Annotated in this window: 17 protein-coding genes and 2 pseudogenes; 10 read left to right on the top strand and 9 right to left on the bottom strand. The window is 41.2% G+C overall.

All coding sequences use genetic code 11. The features are described 5' to 3' along the window. Window positions 1-19: 19 nt before the first annotated feature. Together ACE3JL_RS05365 and ACE3JL_RS05360 are read right to left on the bottom strand one after the other, a co-directional pair. Window positions 20-2,290, bottom strand: coding sequence for a GAF domain-containing protein (locus ACE3JL_RS05365; RefSeq protein WP_375329001.1), 2,271 nt, complete (start codon window positions 2,288-2,290; stop codon window positions 20-22). 243 nt (window positions 2,291-2,533) lie between these two features. Continuing rightward, entirely contained in the window at window positions 2,534-3,088 is a 555-nt protein-coding gene (locus tag ACE3JL_RS05360; protein ID WP_375329000.1) for a hypothetical protein, read from the bottom strand. Between the two features lie 152 nt (window positions 3,089-3,240). On the opposite strand from ACE3JL_RS05360, the gene ACE3JL_RS05355 reads away from it, so the two are divergent. The 3 genes from ACE3JL_RS05355 (at window position 3,241) to ACE3JL_RS05345 (ending at window position 5,656) form a co-directional block, all read left to right on the top strand. Then, window positions 3,241-3,474, top strand: coding sequence for a DUF1345 domain-containing protein (locus ACE3JL_RS05355; protein WP_375328999.1), 234 nt, complete (start codon window positions 3,241-3,243; stop codon window positions 3,472-3,474). After that, on the top strand, window positions 3,414-3,791 hold the full coding sequence (locus ACE3JL_RS05350; protein ID WP_375329663.1) for a hypothetical protein: 378 nt from the start codon (window positions 3,414-3,416) through the stop codon (window positions 3,789-3,791). Before ACE3JL_RS05355 ends, ACE3JL_RS05350 begins: the two co-directional genes overlap by 61 nt. 113 nt (window positions 3,792-3,904) lie before the next feature. Then, entirely contained in the window at window positions 3,905-5,656 is a 1,752-nt protein-coding gene (locus tag ACE3JL_RS05345; protein ID WP_375328998.1) for a mechanosensitive ion channel family protein, read from the top strand. A 53-nt stretch (window positions 5,657-5,709) separates the two neighbouring features. Here the strand turns inward: ACE3JL_RS05345 and ACE3JL_RS05340 are convergent. Further along, window positions 5,710-6,924: pseudogene (locus ACE3JL_RS05340) on the bottom strand (ISL3 family transposase). 206 nt (window positions 6,925-7,130) lie between these two features. Between ACE3JL_RS05340 and ACE3JL_RS05335 the strand changes: the two are divergent. Then, window positions 7,131-7,211 (top strand): annotated as a pseudogene (locus ACE3JL_RS05335) (DUF29 domain-containing protein); the annotation flags it as partial. 83 nt (window positions 7,212-7,294) lie between these two features. Here ACE3JL_RS05335 and ACE3JL_RS05330 read toward each other — a convergent pair. Continuing rightward, window positions 7,295-7,765, bottom strand: coding sequence for a DUF4079 domain-containing protein (locus ACE3JL_RS05330; RefSeq protein WP_271989892.1), 471 nt, complete (start codon window positions 7,763-7,765; stop codon window positions 7,295-7,297). A 374-nt stretch (window positions 7,766-8,139) separates the two neighbouring features. On the opposite strand from ACE3JL_RS05330, the gene der reads away from it, so the two are divergent. Together der and ACE3JL_RS05320 are read left to right on the top strand one after the other, a co-directional pair. After that, window positions 8,140-9,498: a ribosome biogenesis GTPase Der gene (der, locus tag ACE3JL_RS05325; protein WP_108935495.1), complete on the top strand. Its 1,359-nt coding sequence runs from the start codon at window positions 8,140-8,142 to the stop codon at window positions 9,496-9,498. 3 nt (window positions 9,499-9,501) lie between these two features. Next, a complete protein-coding gene (locus tag ACE3JL_RS05320) occupies window positions 9,502-10,377 on the top strand; it encodes an energy-coupling factor transporter transmembrane component T family protein (RefSeq protein ID WP_375328997.1) in 876 nt (291 codons plus the stop codon). 799 nt (window positions 10,378-11,176) lie between these two features. Here ACE3JL_RS05320 and ACE3JL_RS05315 read toward each other — a convergent pair. The 4 genes from ACE3JL_RS05315 to ACE3JL_RS05300 all read right to left on the bottom strand — a co-directional run bounded on the left by ACE3JL_RS05315 (window position 11,177) and on the right by ACE3JL_RS05300 (window position 14,654). After that, window positions 11,177-11,986, bottom strand: a complete 810-nt coding sequence (locus tag ACE3JL_RS05315; protein WP_271987821.1) for an MBL fold metallo-hydrolase — start codon at window positions 11,984-11,986, stop codon at window positions 11,177-11,179. Between the two features lie 61 nt (window positions 11,987-12,047). Further along, window positions 12,048-12,635: an aminodeoxychorismate/anthranilate synthase component II gene (locus tag ACE3JL_RS05310; protein ID WP_193957846.1), complete on the bottom strand. Its 588-nt coding sequence runs from the start codon at window positions 12,633-12,635 to the stop codon at window positions 12,048-12,050. A 127-nt stretch (window positions 12,636-12,762) separates the two neighbouring features. After that, on the bottom strand, window positions 12,763-13,263 hold the full coding sequence (locus ACE3JL_RS05305; protein ID WP_002768627.1) for a pentapeptide repeat-containing protein: 501 nt from the start codon (window positions 13,261-13,263) through the stop codon (window positions 12,763-12,765). A 2-nt stretch (window positions 13,264-13,265) separates the two neighbouring features. Further along, window positions 13,266-14,654, bottom strand: coding sequence for an LCP family protein (locus ACE3JL_RS05300; RefSeq protein ID WP_375328996.1), 1,389 nt, complete (start codon window positions 14,652-14,654; stop codon window positions 13,266-13,268). A 216-nt stretch (window positions 14,655-14,870) separates the two neighbouring features. Between ACE3JL_RS05300 and ACE3JL_RS05295 the strand changes: the two genes are divergently transcribed. The 4 genes from ACE3JL_RS05295 to ACE3JL_RS05280 all read left to right on the top strand — a co-directional run bounded on the left by ACE3JL_RS05295 (window position 14,871) and on the right by ACE3JL_RS05280 (window position 18,012). Beyond that, a complete protein-coding gene (locus ACE3JL_RS05295; RefSeq protein WP_271987817.1) occupies window positions 14,871-15,548 on the top strand; it encodes a C40 family peptidase in 678 nt (225 codons plus the stop codon). 336 nt (window positions 15,549-15,884) lie between these two features. Beyond that, entirely contained in the window at window positions 15,885-16,304 is a 420-nt protein-coding gene (locus ACE3JL_RS05290; RefSeq protein WP_271987815.1) for an NUDIX hydrolase, read from the top strand. 142 nt (window positions 16,305-16,446) lie between these two features. Then, on the top strand, window positions 16,447-17,772 hold the full coding sequence (gene ctpB, locus ACE3JL_RS05285) for a carboxyl-terminal processing protease CtpB (RefSeq protein WP_334311235.1): 1,326 nt from the start codon (window positions 16,447-16,449) through the stop codon (window positions 17,770-17,772). A 12-nt stretch (window positions 17,773-17,784) separates the two neighbouring features. Further along, window positions 17,785-18,012, top strand: a complete 228-nt coding sequence (locus ACE3JL_RS05280; protein WP_375329586.1) for a cyclic nucleotide-binding domain-containing protein — start codon at window positions 17,785-17,787, stop codon at window positions 18,010-18,012. Window positions 18,013-18,135: 123 nt separating this feature from the next. On the opposite strand, the gene recR is transcribed toward ACE3JL_RS05280, so the two are convergent. Continuing rightward, on the bottom strand, window positions 18,136-18,726 hold the full coding sequence (gene recR / locus ACE3JL_RS05275) for a recombination mediator RecR (RefSeq protein WP_043999193.1): 591 nt from the start codon (window positions 18,724-18,726) through the stop codon (window positions 18,136-18,138). Window positions 18,727-18,966: the final 240 nt, after the last annotated feature.

Here is an 18,966-nt window from a genome sequence, read left to right as displayed (position 1 = left end):
TTTCTCATTAATTTGTAAATTAAGCTTTAGCTTTAATGGGAAATGAAAATTTTTTAGGTATGATTAAATGAAACTCTGTAGGTTCAGCAAGATTAGCCAAAATTAGATCACCCCCTAAATTTCTCATGATGCTTTTAGAAATAGCCAATCCTAAACCAGACCCAAGAACATTTTTAGTGATGGCTTCGGAAGAGCGAAAGCCCTCTCTAAAGATATTCTCTTTATCAGCGTCCTTAATACCAATACCCCAATCTTTAAATTTGAGAATATAGGCATCTCGGTTTTTATTGTCAATATCAACAATGATTTTAAACTGATTAGGATCAACCTTAGCATATTTGATGGCATTAATCAATAAATTATAAACAACTTGATTGATTTTAGGTTTATCGGTTTGAATTTGAACCTTGAACAAAGAAGGATCAATCTGCTCATATTTTATGTTATCAGTTGAAAAACCAGCTTCTACAATAAGGGGACGCAATTGATTAATGGTTTTAATAATTACATCTCTAAAAATAAAAGTTCTCTCGATTTTAGCTTTTCCAGTAATATGACCCTTCAGGATATATTCTAGATCGGCGAACTGATATAAGAGAATAGCACTGTCAGTCAAAATATCCTCTAGCTTGCGATCAATTAAATCGTCGGGTAACTCTGACCACCTTTTTTGTAGAAAACTGGCATTGCTTCTTATTCCGACTAGAGGAGAGCGAATTTCATGAGCAATTTTGTCTAAAAATCCCGATCTTTTACGTTCTAAAGTATAAACGACATGATCAACGAAATTTTCTAGGATTTGTACATCTCGTTCATAAATATCCTCTCGATAAGTCTTAAGATAGCCTGCTTCTAAGGTGCCAATTACCCGACTGCTAAAAGGGTCAATCATCGGCATAAAAACCCTAATTAGCCTCTTGTGTCCAAATTTATCACGAATTGTAGTGTTAAAACGCGAATCATTTACGTCTTGGGGGACAACAATCTTTTTTTCGTTAACAACCCAAGCTTGAATATCAGTACTCTCCAAGGGGTGATCAGCCGCTTTTTTAAATTGCTCTATTACTAATAAATCATCTTCTCCTCGAATTTTAACAAACTCTGTTTTAATCCTTTTAGCTTCAAAATTAACTAAGGAAATGTTAACCATGTGAAAATCTAAAACATCAAAAACACTATCCATTACTTTCTCCATAATCTCATTATGTCTCACTAAATTAGTGATTTCTCTCTCTCTTTCTCGCAAGTCACTCAACTTGTGATCGAATTGTTGCTTATCAATTAAAATCGCCGCATATCGAGCTAATAAACCGAGATACTTTTCATCTATTTCTGAAAAAGCATCTAATTCTCGGCTTTCGATATTCAAAACACCGATCAGCTTAGAACCTAATGTAACCTTATCTTCCCGTCTAACAGGAATATTTTCTACAAAAATTGGCACAGCAATCTCTGAATGTGCCTCTTGCCAGTATTGCTTATAGTCCTTACTATCAGAAAGATTATTGACTCTAACGACACTCTTTTCTTTTAATGCTCGACCCGTTAAACCTTCTCCCAATTTTAAGTGAGGATGTTGCTCTATATTTTTACTCTGGCAAATAATTTCTAATTCTCCTGTAAAATAATCTAACATACTGATTTCACCAACTAAGCTTTCTTTCTCCGGAGAATTGATACCTAAACTTACTAAATCTAATGCCCCAGTTAAAAGATAGTTGATAATCTCATGAATCTCCTTCGCACTAAGCATAGCTATCATGATATTTGTTAACTTTTTTAAAGTTTCCTTATCTTGGTATAAAGCCTTCTCAAAAGATAAAGCAACCAGATTTGCGTAAAGTTTGAAGGCTTCTTGTTCTGTGTCTGAAAAATGATGTTCACTGCTTGTAAAAATATCTAAAATACCGATAATTTCACCACCCACCACTAAAGGAGCACTTAACATTGAAATCCAACCTTGCTGTTGAATTTGTTCCCGATGGACAAGCTTAACACACTTTCCTTGAAGATTAGAAGACAAGAAAATACCTTTTTTCTGATAACCTTTTTGGATCTGCTCAAGATTCCCGTCTAATTTTAATAGCTTGTAATCCTCACTTACTTGTCTCGATTTTGCTAGTACAGTAAAAAAATTATCTTTATCCTTTTGCCAAAGAACACAGGCGTCTGCCTCTAAAATGGTACAAAGCTCATCAGGCAAATCACGAATAAACTGCTCAGGAGGAACCTTTGTCAATTTCTGAGACAAACCAGATATTTGTTTAATTACATCTTGAGCAGTTCGCATGGCTTAGTTTTCTCCAAAATCGGCTCTTCTAGGTTCTGTGTGATAAGTTTAAATTATAGAGGATAGATCAATCTTTGTGTCCTCTGTGTCTCTGTGGTTCCTTCCACTTGCTCGCCAGGAATAATGTATCTTAGAATACATTTTACCCACCAAACCCAAGAGAGCCAAACTTTTAGTCTTAAGATAATATTAGGTCGAGGTCTAATAGGCAGTTTCAATGCAGTGCAGCTGATAACCAGATGACTATTCCGGGGAAGACAAGTCGCGAAAAATCTGGCTGGCAATGGCTGCACTCCGGCGAATTTGTTCAATTTCGGAAAGATTTTGCCAATTTTCGGTTTCTATATTGGTTTTGCTCTCGCCATTACGCATAGTATAGGCGTAGGGACGAGCAAAAACCTGTAAATCTTCTGAAGACCATTGGGGAAAAAGCTCGCTAAGACAAACAACAAGGCGATCAAGGTGGTCTAATTGACTATTAACTAGATTTTCAGCACTTTCTACTAGACGATTTAAATATTCGTCCGGTAGTAAAGAAGCAAATTTATCAAAGATATTAGACTGGGGTGAAACGGAAACTGTCGGGAATTTTTGGTGTAAACTGTCAAAGAATCTATGAGCTTGTGATGCGATCGCTGCTGTTTCCAAACCTTCACACAGAGAAAAAGGAGTTTCTGTCACGTCTAAGGGATCATGACTCTCAACAGCGGTTACATCCCAGGGATAGGTGTCTTCTTCTTCGACCAGGATTGCTAGAAGTTCCTCGGTAATCTGTTCGGATAGGGATAAATGGCTCATAAATAACAATCCATGTTTTAGCCTTTGTGGTGTCCAATCTTAACTACATCTCGGTTTTGACGATTCCCGAAGCTATAAACAGACTTCTGGTGGAAGTCAGACGAGAGGTACTATTGCCATAGTAGCAGTAATTAAACAGGATTTAGGATGCAGTGCGCTACTGTTATGATGGTAGGGGGCTAGTTTTTCCCAATTGCGATCAACTCAATTGGAGGGAATTTCTCGATCAAGGCTTTTGTATGGTGGCTTGTTATCAAAGCTCCGATACAAGTGTTAATAGTAGGAGGATGGGGCAGCTGGTAGCAACCCAGGGGATGCTTTCCTATTGTTTATCCGTCTCGATTATTGCTATATTAATTGTTTTTTTGCTATGGTACAGGGTTTAAGTTGGCAGAGTGATGATCTGTTAATTTGGATTCCTAGTACCCTTATTTTCCTTCATTTCTGCACCGCTAGTTATTTGGCTATTGTCGAAGTTTCTCATAGTTATTGGTCTTGGCATTTTCAAGATATAGAATGGTGGATAGTGGTGTTAAATTTAGGTGGTTCTCTTGGCTTTTTGAGTGGCAGTATTTTCGGCTTTTTTGGACAAGGAACAATGATTTGCTGTCAGGAATGGGGAACAAATTTCTCCTTTTTATCGGGTTCACTTTTGTTTTTAGGAGGTAGTTATTTAATGATTCCCGAAATGTTGCAAGAATAGCTTTCCTATATGAAAATTCTCCTCCTGTCTCAATTCAGTACATCCGTATCTTATTGAAGATAGTAATCGCTGAATCTTACCCTACGACAAAGATCAAAATCTGACTTAATCCTATGCAATTTGTACCATTGTTCGATATGAATCAAAGATATTTCATGCCAACTATACCATCTAGAACTAGAAGATGGATGAAAAAAACTGGGCATATCTTGGTAATATTTATCTTAGTTTTATTACTGACTCTAAGCACCCCTTTTATGGGAATAGCGCAAAATCCGACACAACTGGAAAACAAAATTGACGGTTTTCCAGTTATGTTAGATGGAAAACCCCTCTTTTTTATCCGGCGGGGAGTTTCTTCATTTTCGGCGGAGGAGAGAGCTAACGCTATTACCCGGAGAATTGAAAGAATTGCTCAAAATGATTCTATTCCTGTGGAGAACCTGACAATTAAGCAGCTCCCTGATGATAACTCACTTTATTTAAGTGTAGATCAAGAAGTAATTCTAACGGTGACGGAGCGAGATGCAAAAGCCTATCGTTCGACACCGGAGCTTTTAGCTCAACAAGCTTTACAAAAAATTCAGGTCGCTATCGCTCAATATCGCCAAGATCGAAAACCCGAACAACTACTTAAGAACATAATTTATACGGTTATAGCTAGTTTTGCTTTCTTGATTATTAGCTTTGCAGTTATCAAAATTTCAGGAAAACTATTTCCCTTCATTAGACGTTTGATTGAATCCTTAATACCGGGCATTCAAATCGGGAATGTTGAGATCATATCTTCCTCTAAAATCAGCTTTTTTTGGTTGCGATTTCTTCGGATAATTCGCTTATTTTTTCTGTTTTTATTATTATTTAATTATGCCACATTTGTACTTCGTTTATTTCCCTGGACAAGAGTTTTTGGCGAGAGTATTTTAGGTTATTTTTATCAATCATTAGAACTGGTTTTATCGTCCATTGGCCAATATCTTCCCAATGCCTTTATTATTGCCATAATTATTTTTATAACCTACTACTTAATCGGGCTAATCAAGCCCTTTTTTACAGCAATAGAAAGAGGAAATCTGATTATTCCGGGTTTTTATACTGATTGGGCTACACCTACTTACAATATCCTATTAGTCATAATTATTGCCATAGCAGCAATAGTGGCTTTTCCCTATTTGCCCGGTTTTAATTCTCCAGCTTTTCAAGGCATTTCTGTTTTTCTTGGTCTTCTTTTATCCCTTGGTTCAACCTCAGCAATCGCCAATGTTATTGGGGGAATTATTCTTATCTATACCCGTGCTTTTCGCATCGGAGATCACATTCAGGTAGGAGAGGTAATTGGCGATCTAATTGAAAAAAACTTCCTAGTTATTCGCATTTGCACTCCCACTAATAAAATCATTACTATTCCTAACTCATCTTTATTAAGTAGTAATGTGATTAACTTTAGTATTTCCTCGCGGGAGTTAAACAGAAATCTTATTATTCAGACAACGATTACCCTAGGATACGATCTGCCCTGGCGAAAAGCCCACAAAACTTTAATTGAAGCTGCTCTAGAAACTGAGCATATTCTCAAAGAACCCGCACCTTTTGTCCTGCAAACTAGCCTAGATAATTTTTACATCAGTTATCAATTAAATGCTTACACTAACCAACCCAATTTGATGGTAATAATTTATTCAGAACTCCATCAAAATATTCAAGATAAGTGTAATGAAGCTGGGATTGAGATTCTCTCTCCCAGTTACACCTCCCTACGAGATGGAAATACAACAACCATTCCCGAAAATTATTTACCTTCCGATTATGTCGCGCCTCCCTTTCGCGTTCAATCTTCAGACAATCAGGAAAACAACACATTATGACACCACAAATGTAATGTTAATTGAGCTGGCTCTTCGTTACCCTTTATGCTAAATCAACAGACAAGATGCCAAGATAACATACTTCTAACCCAAAAATTCCGAAAGTTTCTAAAGCCATAGGCTCTCCGTTTTATTAGTTTAAGTTTATTGTTGATTCCCTCGACCACCCCATTTGTTGTCCTTTGCTCGAAATAACTAATTATTTCTCCAAACCAGTTTCGGATTGTTTGACAACTCTTAGTAAAAACACTGGAGGATTTTGCCAACCATTCCGAGATGGATAGCATTCCCTCTGTCGGATTCTCTGAGGTTTCATAAATCTTTCTAAATTCTTCCTTTAACTCGTGCATCTTTTTCAAATTTGGGAAATTTTCTTTGATAGCTTCTAGTTTGATTTTTTGAGTTTCCGTTAAATCTTTTTCATTTTTTAACAAGCTATATTTACTTCGCTTTAAAACTTCTAGCTTCGCTTCTTTTTCCGCTTTCTGTTTTTTATTTTTCTGCGCTTCTACGGCTCTTTTTTCTGCTTTTCTTTGTTCGTCTAACTCTTGATTAATTTGTTTCATTACATGGAATCTATCGGCGACTACCTCGGCCGATGGCATCAATTCTTTCACCAAATTTTTATAGGGCAACCAAAGGTCTATGCTGACTTCTTCAATTTGCTCTAACACCTCTTTTCCCCACCCTGTAAGCGTTTCCCTCAACTCCTCTTGTGTTCGCTTCTCTAGAATAGCTATTAGTTTTCCCGTATCTAAATTTACTAAAACCGCACAGTAATTTTTTTGTCCTTTGACTAGAGCGATTTCATCAATTCCTAGTCTTTTTAATTTCGATAGGTCTGTCTCTGTAATTTCTTCAGCTATGTCCTCTATCATTCTTTGAATCTCTTCTTCCGTTACGTCATTTCTTCGGCTAACATTTAAAATATCTCCTTCTTTTAATTGTTCGAGTATATTCTCGGCTAGTCTTTTCGTATAGGTTCGTTTCTTGGCGACAAAATCTAACTCTTCGCTAAAGGGTTTCTGACAATTACCGCACTTAAATTGACGACGATTAACTTGTAGGTACACTGGTTGTCCTGAGATTGGTAAATCTTTGACTAAATGTCGATGATTTTGGTGGAGTTTATCGCTCTCTAACCCACAACGAGGACAGATTGCTTTTTGATTTTTCGATTCGACTGGTCAAACTATACCGATATTTTCTAGGTGTAGATAGCCTTGAATAGAGGTTCCTTCTAGGTTCAAAAATTTGTCAAGTATCATAAGTAAAATACTCTGGTTTTTGGCTATTATATCAAATCTTAACTCGATTGTCTATCTTTTTGTATTAACCAGTTTATGCCTTAAACCTTTTCCTGTATGGGTTTCAGCTATTTTTGGGCGTAGGCTCTCTCATCGAATTTTATTTTAAGTTAATTATTTGCATAACAGTTACCGAAGAGCCATTGAGCTTAGAAGGAGACAAACCGATGATGGTATCCTACGAGCAAGACTGTGGACTTTGGGAAGAACAAATGGCTGATTTATTAGCCTCTGGTCGGTTTTCCGACTGAGATATTGAAAATTTAGTCGAAGAGGTATGAGATTTAGGGTTGGATGCGTCATCGGACGCATCCTATCTTTCCGGAGTTTCTTACATTTTGCTAAGAATACGCTGGACTATATCCATTCCTGTGAAGGCTTGCCAGCCAAAAAGACCTAAAATGACGACATTAAGGGTAATATGGGTGATTCTAGCCAATTCGTTGCCTTTTTGCATTAAAGGCACTAAAGCGGCACTGATCGAGATTAAACCCACCATTCCTAAACCGGCCAGTAGATGGGGACCAACAAATAATTTACCGTTATTAATATAAGTCACCGCCATACCCCCGATCGTTCCCAACACCATTAAAGCGAGGATTAGGGAGCCAATTTGATAGTGTTTGGTGCGAAAATTTTTGGGTAATAATTCTTTTTTTAGGTCTTTATCTGCTGTCCGCGTCCGTCGCCATTGTAGCCCCGAATAGAGCGCATAGATAGTTAATCCTAATAAAACCCACATGAGAATGGGATGGCCAAATTGTGACCAAGTTTTTACGGCACTGGGAATCTCGAAGTTCATAGTTGTCTGTTCTCATCAAAGATCGCTTCTTAATAAAAATTAACATGAATCGCTCGCGCTTCCTTGTTTTCTGGGTCACTAGACCGGCCATAAGCTGTTCCTAATTTAAATTGCTTGTTGAGACGAGACAAGAGGCAAAAGTAAAGGGATTGGGGGAGATTCGGCCAATCTAAGAATAAGCGGTTTAGATACGTCTTAGATTGCTAAATCCCGTTTAAAAGCTATAGAAGAGTGGGGAAGTGAGGTGCGGGGAGAATAAATAAAAATAGTCTCCTGACTATCTTTGTGCAAACCAACATTTAAATCAACCAAGTTCGATCGCAAATCGCTATGATAGAATATTGGGCCTTGAATTTACGCCCCCTCCCCCTCTTATGAAACTGCCTGTCGTCGCTATTATCGGTCGTCCCAATGTGGGCAAATCCACCCTCGTCAATCGTATCGCTGGAGATCAACAGGCGATCGTTTTTGATCAACCCGGGATTACCAGAGATCGCACCTATCAACCGGCTTTCTGGTGCGATCGAGATTTTCAAATTGTCGATACAGGAGGGCTAGTTTTTAACGATGACAGCGAATTTCTCCCTTTAATCCGCGAACAGGCTTTAATCGCCCTAGCAGAGGCAAGTGTGGCGATTTTTGTTGTCGATGGCCAGGCAGGAATTACCGCCGGCGATCGAGAAATTGCCGCTTGGTTACGACAGCAAAATGTCCCGATACTTTTGGCAGTCAATAAATGTGAATCGGTGGAACAGGGTATCCTGCAAGCGACGGAATTCTGGGAATTAGCCATCGGTGAACCCTTCCCCATCTCGGCCATTCACGGCTCTGGTACAGGCGAACTACTTGATACTCTAATTAAATATTTGCCACCAGGGGCGGAAATTCCCGAAAATGAAGAGATTAAAGTGGCAATTATCGGCCGTCCTAACGTGGGTAAATCCAGTCTCCTCAATGCTTTAACCGGACAACAACGGGCGATCGTTAGTCCGATTTCGGGAACCACCAGAGACTCGATCGATACTTTAATTGAACGAGAGGGACAGGTGTATCGGTTAATTGACACGGCAGGCATTCGCCGTAAGAAGAATGTGGACTATGGAGCCGAATTTTTCAGTATTAACCGTGCTTTTAAGGCAATTCGCCGGTCTGACGTGGTGCTATTCGTCATCGATGTGCTAGATGGTGTCACCGAGCAGGATTTAAAATTAGCGGGAAGAATCATTGAAGAAGGGCGTGCAGTGGTGCTAGTGGTCAATAAATGGGATGCGGTGGAGAAAGACACCTACACCATCAATACTTACACCAAAATGCTCCAGGATCGGTTGTATTTCATGGATTGGGCAGAAATGATCTTTGTCAGTGCTATGACGGGGCAAAGAGTCACCAAAATCCTCGAATTAGTCGATATTGCCGCCGAATCTCACCGTCGTCGCGTTAGTACCTCGGTAATCAACGATGTGATCGAAGATGCGGTTAAATGGCACAATCCCCCCACCACCAGAGGCGGAAAACAGGGGAAACTATACTATGGCACGCAAGTATCGAGTCAACCCCCCACGATCGCCCTTTTCGTTAACGATCCCCAGCGCTTTAATGATAACTATCGCCGTTACATCGAAGGGCAATTCCGGCAACAGTTAGGCTTTAAAGGAACCCCGATCCGCTTAATCTGGCGCGGCAAACCGGCGCGAGAAGTGGAAAAAACGGTTAACAGAGCCACCAAGGTCTAATTTATGGATTTATTGCGAAGTTTGCCCATCGGTCTTTATCTCGATCAACCGATCACCCGACTACATCAACTAGATGCCAGGGTAAAATTTATCTGGTTAATGGCGTTTTTAGCAGCACCTTTATTGGCTAATGCTTGGTGGCGTTTAGCTTTGGTGGGATTATTAATATTATTAACCCTGCTTGCACCTATCCCCCCCCGGGTCTGGCGGCAACAGATGGGCTGGCTGATATTTTTAGCGATTATCGTCTTTCTGATTACTGCCATCACTCCCGATGGTTTAGCGGTGAGTATTCAGCCGCGTTTACCAGATGAAGGGCTGAATTTACCGCCAGCAAGTGATTATCAGTATGTTTTATGGGATAAAGGCCGTTTATTTGTTACCCGACGTTCTTTGGAATTAGCAGTGAGAATTAGTACCCTAATTTTTACTTTAATTTATAGCACTAATCTCTTTTTATTGACGACGGCCCCGGAAGAAATTACCGAAGGTTTAGAGAATTTAATCAGTCCTTTACGGCGATTTAATGTGCCAGTGACAGAAATTTCTCTGACTCTGACCCTCTCTTTGCGCTTTATTCCTCTGGTTTTAGAAGAAGTGCAAAATCTAGCCAGGGCAGTGCGAACTAGGGCGATCGATTGGCAAAAATTAGGGATTAAAAGAAGTTTAAACGTCTGGTTAACAGTCGTGGAAAAATTACTAGATAATTTGCTTTTACGCGCGGAACAAATAGCGATCGCTATGGAGGTTCGCGGTTTTACCAGTCCCGATCAGCATCAAGTACGCTGGCACGAATTACAGTTAAGATGGGCTGATTTTATTGCCTTATTTTTGTTAATTCCCTTTTGGGTATCCCGATTAGTTTGGGGGGGGTTATAGCAGTTATCAGTTATTTCAGTTCACTGTTTACTGTTTACTGCAAAAAACTCCCCCACACCCTACCAGCAATTCTCATTTTAAGGTTTCATGACATTAAAACCCTTGCACCCAGACGGGTTAATAATTCTTAACGAATCTCTAGATCGCTGAAACAACGCAAAATCGTTTCAAAATGAGAATTGCTGCTGATCAAGGGTTGCGCTTGCTTTGGTTTAACCTGAGCGACTTAGTTTTTGCTGCGCTTTTTTCTGGCTTGAGATTTTAGGTTCGACAGCAACTCCTTGATTGTTTTTTGAGTTACCCCTTGACAATCAAGACAGTCGCTACGAGGCTAGTTTTAGCAAATCCGATTTATCCCCACTCACCAGATAATCGGCTCTCTTGGGTTTGGTGGGTAAAATGTATTCTAAGATACATTCTTCCTAGCGAGGGGGTGGAACGAACCACAAAGACACAAAGGACACAAAGACTGATCGATCATATTGTAAGTTAAACTTATCACACAGAACCTAGAAGAGTCAATTTTCCAGGCTCTCTTGGATTTGGTGGGTAAAATGTATTCTAAAATACATTCCTCCTAGCGAAGGGGTGGAACGAACCATAAAGACACAAAGGACGCAAAGAGCGATCATATAGTAAGTTAAACTTATCACACAGAACCTAGAAGAGCCGAAAATTTATTAAAAATAATTATAACCCTGATTTATGATCAGGGCTGTAGGGTGATTTAGCAACAATGTAACCTAGGGAATATTGGGAATTAGTTAATCAATAGGCCCAGGTCATTGGCTCCTAAAAATTAGGATTTCTGTAACAGATTGCGGTAGTCAAACACGCGAATGAGCGTCCCTTTTTTCGGTAAATCGGCGGCACGAATCCGTAATTTATTGTCCCCGATTAAACGGATATTTTTATCCTTGACTAACTTGAGAAACTCATCTACAGACACCAATTCACAGGCCTTTTTATCGGCGGCACTGGTGAAGTATTGCGTCGGGACAGCAATTCGCGGCTGTAAAACTTCGATCGCCTGTTTTGCTTCTTGGGGATTATAATTTTTTGGACCACCTCCCACGGGAATAAAAGCTAAATCCGGCGAACCTAGTAGAATTCTTTGTTCTAATTCGAGCGGGGCTGCTGCCCCCCCTAAATGGACAATACTAATCCCTGCTTGGGTCCAACGCCAGGCCACATTCATGCCGAAACGTTTCCCTCCCATGCGATCGTGGGCGATATTAATACCCTGGAATTTTAATTTACCCAGATCGTAGGCCCCCGGCTCAAATAAAATTTTCGGATTACCTGGTAAACCCTCGGCAGCCCCTTCATCCCAGAGTTGACTACTAATTAAAACGATATCTGCTTCTACTTTTGGCAAAGGAAAACCCGCCGTACAACCAATGGACCGGAAAGGATTAACGAGGACTCTTTGTCCTCCTCCAGTGAATAAAAAGCAACTATGACCCAACCATTGAACTAAGAGGGAATCATCGGGTTTTTGAGCGGGAGTGGGGTTAGTGGGTTTGGGTTTAGTTTCCGCTAAAACTGAGCTTACTGCCACGGTTAAGAAACTTGTCCCCACCGATAAGATAAAATCTCGCCTTTTCATAAATGTAGATGCAGAATTAATCAAGTTAAGGTTAATTTCAGGGGTTGGGGATTAGTAAACACTAGAGGGATCGGAGAAAGTTTCTTAAAAGTTCCTTGCCGGCAGTGGTTAAAATACTTTCGGGATGAAATTGTACCCCTTGAATCTGGGGGTAATCCCGATGACGGACTCCCATGACCGTACCATCTTCTACCCAGGCCGTGATCTCTAAATTATCCGGCATGGTGGAGCGATCGATCACTAAACTATGGTAACGGGTGGCAGTAAAAGGATTTTCTAAGCCTTGAAATACCCCTTCACTGTTGTGATAGATTGGGGAAGTTTTGCCGTGCATCAAGACCGGGGCCGAGACCACATCCCCCCCGAATACCTGACCGATACTTTGATGACCCAGACAAACCCCCAAAATTGGCAAATGGGGGCCAAATTTGGCGATTAATTCCAGAGATATGCCCGCATCGACCGGACGACCAGGACCGGGGGAAATGACAATCCCATCCGGCCGCATTTGTTCGATCGTGGCCAGATCGATTTTATCATTACGATAGACCTCGATCGGCAAGGCGATCGGGAACTCAGCTGCTAATTCTCCCAAATACTGGACCAAATTGTAGGTAAAACTATCATAGTTATCGATGACGATTATCAAGAGTCTCTCTCCTTTCTCTAGCCTCGCTCAGTATTTTCATTCTACACCTCTGCTGTCTCGATCGAGATAGCCGGGGTGTAGGGGGTAGGCTATTTTTGAGCAGTCAGCTAGAATCTGCTCGGAATTGCTAATTACAGCCTAAACTATCTCTGGTGGCCACTCCCGTGACGGGATTAATGCCATCGGCCCGTTCACACATTAACTTGACCTGATAGTTATCAATTACCGCGTTGGTGAAATCGGCCCCGGTAATAATTGTGTCATAAAAACGGCTGCGAGTAGCGATCGCATCGGTAAAAATAGTATTAGTTAAATCGGCAAAATCTAGGGTAACTCTATCCACTAAAGAGGCGGTTAAATCAGCCCCTTTTAAGTTAGCTTTTAAGAGGACAGCCTCGGTGAGAATGCTATAGGATAAATCGGCCCCTTCTAGGTTAACTCCCCGCATTGCGGCAGCCGCAAAAACCCCTCCGCGCAAATCCTGATGGGAAAAATCCCGATCTTGCAGCTGTGCAAAACTATAGTTAATCGTTTTATCTTGGGCCAAGGCCACCGGACGGGCCGCGAAAAGTAGCCACAGAATCGCCAGCAAAATAATTAAAACCAGACTGAAAAAATTTTTCAACATTGTTACTGTTGAGCGTCGAGAAACTGGGCCACATCATCACCCACCCGAATAGTTAGGTCTGAGTCTAAAGCACCAGTGGAGGATGATTCTACTTTACCGATTCCCAATTGATTTTTCAAGAGGTTAGCGGACTGAATATCACCTTTTTGGGCAATAATTGCGGTGGTTTCTAGCTTTTGGGAGGAGTCGTCGCTAATATAAACATTTGTGTAGCCCCGTTTGGCCAGATAATTACGAGTACGACGGGCTAAACCTTTGGTATGGGTGGCATTTTGAATGGCAATCCGCAGACTATAAACGGAGGTTTCTCCCCCCGCGTAGTTATCGGTAAAATTATTAGCCACGATGGTTCTAATTTCGCGACGGTTCAAAATCCAATAACTGCGACCATCGTATTCCTCAAGGCTATTAAACCGGCCAGGGAGTAGGATCATTCTTAAGTCATCCTGTTTAATTTCCCGGCCAAAATTAGCAATAGCCAGCATTTCCTCGACGCTTAAGTTCGTATCGATATATTGTTGTAAAACCTGTACTGCTTTCGGGAGACTGGGGAGAATTGTCGGACTAAAAATCTTTTTTTGGAGTGCTTTTAATAAAATTTGTTGTCTTTGTACGCGACCAATATCGCCGTATTGCGGGTTACGAAAACGGGCAAATTGTTCTGCTTGGTCGCCGTTGAGATTTTGCCAACCCTCTTGTAAATCAATTTCTAATTTTTGGGTGACATCTTTATGATACATTCGTTCGGGTACATAAACTTCTACACCCCCGACTAAATCGACTAATTCCTTAAAAGCATCGGTAGTCACCCGCACATAGCGATCAATGGTGACATCCCCTAAAGTATTATTGACCACTTCTGCCGCTAGAGTTGGTCCGCCGTGAACGTTAGCATCGTTGATTTTAGTGAAACCGTGGCCGGGGATTCTGACGCGGCTATCGCGAGGGATAGACAGCATTCTCACGGTGTTATCGCTGGGATCGAAGCGCACTAGGAGCATGGTATCGCTGCGACCTTTAAATACATCGTCGCTGTTTTTGGCATCTAAAACTCGATCGATGCCCATAACTAAAATATTAACAGGACGAGAAAGCTGCTGATTAATTAAGCTATTCCAAGCTTGATCCTCAAGGATGTCTGTTTGGGTGGGAAAAGATGTTTTTTGGAAGATGGCCCCAATTGGTGCGGGTAAGGGACTAATTAAAGCGACGGCAGCCCCAACAGTGGCGGAAACTAGGGCTGTAAAACTGAGGGTTATTCCCCAAAATAAGCCCTTTTGCAAGGGAGATGCTTTTTTTAAACCGGACATGACTGAACTGACCACCGCGACGGTATTTTCTGAGTTTTGGCTGTATTCTTGCTTTTCAAACCGCCCCGAAACATTGGCCATAGACTAACCTCAACATCTGATTAAAAGCTTACTCTAGGAGGTGACTGTTGATCGATAGAATCTATCTCTAGCCCAAAAGTTCCAGATATTGGCCACCCCCCTCTCGCCGGCTATTGTAACATATTGTTAAGGAACGGACCATCCTAGACCTGTTGTAAAAATCAAAAATTGTTGTTAGGGTTAGGGATCAGTAGCCAGTAGCTAGTGCTATTTTTTATGCAAATCATCTCCCTTCCCCCATCATCCACCCAGGAATATCTCTGTCTAAGAGACTTAAATCTCTACAATTCTCCCAGTTGTCAAGAGTTAGCTACCCAAGCACAACAGGGAAGACAATTAAAATTTATTTCCCTAGAAATTACCGAAAAAGGGCTACAAATTCAGCTAAGGGAAGATAATTATTTAGCTTGGTTATCCCGAGAAGATTTAGATGCAATTGCAGCGGCCGCCACAGCTTATCAAAAAATTCCTCTAACTCGTTCGGACATAGAAAAACATATTCCTGAGATTATCACTTTTACTCAGGAAGCAATGAATCGTACCAATCATTATCTCTGGGGTGGAACCCTTGCACCTAATTACGATTGTTCAGGATTAATCCAAGCTGCTTTTACCACTTTTGGCGTTTGGTTGCCGAGGGATTCCTATCAACAGGAGGCTTTTTGTCAAAAAATAAACCGAGAGGAATTACTCCCAGGAGATTTAATTTTTTTTGGTGATAAAAGAGTTAATCATGTGGCTTTATATCTAGGGAATAATCAATATATTCACAGTTCAGGAAAAGAAACAGGTAATAATGGTATCGCTATTAATCTACTCACCGATGATAGGGATAACGTCAGTCGTTATTATTATCAAAAATTATGGAGTTTCGGTCGAGTTATGCACAATTAATCAGTTATCATTGGGAATTATGAATTATGAATTATGAATTATGAAGTGGGAAGAATAAGCTAAGACGCATTTAAATCCCGCTGGTTCTTCTCGGTTCTGTGTGATAAGTTTAACTTACAGAGGATCGATCTCTGTGTCCTTTGTGTCTTTGTGGTTCCTTCCACTAGCTCGCCAGCGGAACTGTATCTTAGAATACATTTTGCCTACCAAACCTAAGAGAGTCCTGTCTCGACTAGGAAATTAATTTTGGACGACTACTTAGCTAGAGAGAATAAATAATCAATCTTTAATAACCAGATTTAGTATGATAACCAATAACTAAAAAACTGATAACTGATGACATTTGTTGCTTTGGCGATTTTAGAACAGGACGGTCGCTTTTTAATGCAGTTGCGCGACGACATCCCGACAATTCTCTATCCGGGGGTGTGGGGTTTATTTGGTGGTCACTTAGAAGCGGGTGAAAGTCCAGAAATAGGGTTAAAACGAGAGTTACAAGAAGAAATTAACTACGAAGCTCCTAGTTTACGCCATTTTCGCTGTTATAACGATGATAATCTCTCTCGTTATCTTTATCATGTACCCCTGACCGTGGAATTAGAAAAATTAGTGCAAACGGAAGGGCAAGATTTAGCATTATTACCCCCGGCTGCCATCCTTCAAGGGGAATACTATTCCCAGAAGATTAATCAGACTCGTCCTTTAGGAAAAATTCATCGCCAGATATTGCTCGATTTTATAGAACTAGAATTATAGTGGATACTAGAGCCAGACAAGGAACTCCCTTATCTATACGAAAGTCGTAGTTAACACTGCTCCTCACCTCCCTCGAAGGCAAAATGCTCCCGCTTTTTGAATGGCTTTATTGAAACGTCAATCTTATTTTGGCTTTGTCTTTATGAACCAGTCGCGTCCCTCGTTCGTTTCCATGCAGAAACTCCTATCTGGAGGTGCGATCGCTACCCTAGCAGTTAGTTCCCTGATGGTCTTCACCCCCGCAGCCAAAGGGGAAAAACCCTTAGAAGATAACCCGAAAGCAGTCATCGACCAAGTTTGGCAAATTGTTAATAATGAATTTGTAGATCGTGGTTTCCATCAAATTGACTGGCAAAAAAAACGTCAAGAATTGTTAAGTAGAAATTATACTAATCCCCAACAAGCTTACACAGCAATTCGCGAAGCTTTAAAGGAATTGGGTGATAGTTATACCCGTTTTTTAACTCCTAGGGAATTTGCTGTCCTCACTAGTCAAACTTCCGGGGAATTATCGGGAATTGGGGTACGTTTAGCTCTCGATAAACGCACTAGCGATCTGGTCGTTGTCGATACGGTGAAAAAATCCCCCGCCAAGGAAGCGGGAGTGAAAAGCGGTGATCGCCTAATCAGAATTAATGGCAAACCCACCGCTTTAATGACCCTAGAACAGGCAATGGAGGCACTACAGGGAGAAGTGGGTACTAGCGTTAGTTTACAGCTTGCCCGTCCCGATCAAGGGGTATTTGAAGTGACTTTGACCCGGGTAGATATCGAAATCCCCTCCGTTAGCTATACCCTTAAACAGGAAGGTGGGGTGAAAGTTGGTTATATCAAACTGGATGAATTTAGTTCCCACGCAGCCGAACAAATGAAAGAGGCGATCGAGGAATTAAGTCAACAACAGATATCTGGCTATGTTCTCGATCTGCGGGGCAACCCCGGCGGTTTACTATTTGCTAGTGTCGATATCGCTCGTATGTGGATGAAACAGGGCAAAATCGTTAGCACCGTTGATCGACGGGGCGGAGATCGCCAATTTATTGCCAATAACACCGCTATTACCGATTTACCCCTAATAGTCTTGGTTAATAAAGGTTCAGCGAGTGCCAGCGAAATCCTCGCCGGAGCGCTAAAAGAAAATGGCCGGGCGACTTTAGTAGGTACATCGACCTATGGCAAGAGTACCGTCCAATCGGTACACACCCTCTCCGATGGTTCTGGATTAGCGGTGACAATTGCCCGTTATTATCCCCCCAACGGCGAAAATATCTACAAAAAAGGCATTAAACCCGATGTGCAGATCGAGTTAACCCGGGAACAACAGCTGCGCTTCCGCGATGATCCTTCTTTGCTGGGAACTAAGGATGATCCCCAGTATCAACAGGCGATCTCACTCCTACAATCCCATAGTGTTAAACGTCCAGGCACTGGCAATCTCAATAACCCGTTGAGTAGTCGGGCCGAATAATTGTCCTAGGAAATCTGTGGAAACGGCGACTGTTTCGGCGAAATGGCGATTCTAGAACGGCCTTTAAAGTCTTTAACAGCGATCTCTCTTTCTCCCGTGCAGTTGCTGGTGATTCCCCCCCAAAGATTTCTGCAGCTACAAATTCTGCAACTATGCATAAGACGCAGTATAAAACTGTATCTTCGGCTACAAATGCTCGATTATTCGCCAAGAAGTCAACTGATCAAAACCTCATACTAAATCCGTTGAGTAACGCACAGAAAACGGGTTTCTCCGAGAAACCCGTTTTCTACTCATGCACTCATGCAAAACGGAGAATAAATAATCAGTTTTTAATAACTGGATTTAGTATCACACCCTGCTCTATAATTCCCGACGACCTTCTAAAGCTCTCGCTAAAGTTACTTCATCAGCGTATTCTAGATCGCCGCCCATGGGCAACCCAAAAGCGATACGGGTAACTTTAGTGAAGGGTTTTAGTAAACCCCCGATATACAAAGTCGTGGTTTCCCCCTCGACACTGGGACTGATAGCTAAGATAACTTCCTGAATTTTTTTCTGGCTGACTCTGGTGACTAAAGACTGTATATTTAATTGATCCGGTCCAATACCATCCATAGGTGAGATAACACCCCCTAAAACGTGATATTTGCCCGAATATTCCCTAGTTTTCTCCAAAGCAATCACATCTCTGGAGTCAGCTACCACACAGATAGTCCCCGTTTCTCGGTTGGGATTGCGGCAAATTTCACAGATCGGTTCGGCCGAAAGATGAAAACAAACCTGACATAATCCTACTTGTTTTTTCGCTGCTACGATCGCCTGGGCTAATTCGATCGCATCCTGTTCCGGTCGTTTGAGAATATACAGGGCCAGACGTTGGGCGCTTTTTGGTCCCACCCCGGGTAATTTTTGTAACTGCTCGATCAAACGAGCTAAAGGCGGTGTATAAATAGCAGTTAATCCCCTTATCAGTTATCAGTTATCAGTTATCAGTGGGTAAGTTATCAGTTATCGGATTTGAGTTTTCAAGTGAGCAGTGTTATTAAATAAGTAGTCGTGCAAAATTAATTTCCTAGTCAAGATAGGCAAAAGGCAAGAGGCAGGAGGCAAGAGGTGGTTAGATATGTGTAATTAATTTTGCTTAGGTACTTAGAAGTTTCCTACTGTCTTTTCACTGATTACTGGTCACTG

Origin of the sequence: Microcystis sp. BLCC-F210, from assembly GCF_042134685.1 — a bacterium.
Taxonomy (GTDB): Bacteria; Cyanobacteriota; Cyanobacteriia; order Cyanobacteriales; family Microcystaceae; genus Microcystis; species Microcystis aeruginosa_D.
This window is presented reverse-complemented; position numbering and strand designations above follow the sequence as displayed.

Bases quoted from the DNA above. Each gene is read 5' to 3' on its own strand.
- ACE3JL_RS05365 (WP_375329001.1), bottom strand. From the start codon at position 2,290: ATGCGAACTGCTCAAGATGTAATTAAACAAATATCTGGTTTGTCTCAG.
- ACE3JL_RS05360 (WP_375329000.1), bottom strand. From the start codon at position 3,088: ATGAGCCATTTATCCCTATCCGAACAGATTACCGAGGAACTTCTAGCA.
- ACE3JL_RS05345 (WP_375328998.1), top strand. From the start codon at position 3,905: ATGCAATTTGTACCATTGTTCGATATGAATCAAAGATATTTCATGCCA.
- ACE3JL_RS05330 (WP_271989892.1), bottom strand. From the start codon at position 7,765: ATGAACTTCGAGATTCCCAGTGCCGTAAAAACTTGGTCACAATTTGGC.
- der (WP_108935495.1), top strand. From the start codon at position 8,140: ATGAAACTGCCTGTCGTCGCTATTATCGGTCGTCCCAATGTGGGCAAA.
- ACE3JL_RS05320 (WP_375328997.1), top strand. From the start codon at position 9,502: ATGGATTTATTGCGAAGTTTGCCCATCGGTCTTTATCTCGATCAACCG.
- ACE3JL_RS05315 (WP_271987821.1), bottom strand. From the start codon at position 11,986: ATGAAAAGGCGAGATTTTATCTTATCGGTGGGGACAAGTTTCTTAACC.
- ACE3JL_RS05305 (WP_002768627.1), bottom strand. From the start codon at position 13,263: ATGTTGAAAAATTTTTTCAGTCTGGTTTTAATTATTTTGCTGGCGATT.
- ACE3JL_RS05300 (WP_375328996.1), bottom strand. From the start codon at position 14,654: ATGGCCAATGTTTCGGGGCGGTTTGAAAAGCAAGAATACAGCCAAAAC.
- ACE3JL_RS05295 (WP_271987817.1), top strand. From the start codon at position 14,871: ATGCAAATCATCTCCCTTCCCCCATCATCCACCCAGGAATATCTCTGT.
- ACE3JL_RS05290 (WP_271987815.1), top strand. From the start codon at position 15,885: ATGACATTTGTTGCTTTGGCGATTTTAGAACAGGACGGTCGCTTTTTA.
- ctpB (WP_334311235.1), top strand. From the start codon at position 16,447: ATGAACCAGTCGCGTCCCTCGTTCGTTTCCATGCAGAAACTCCTATCT.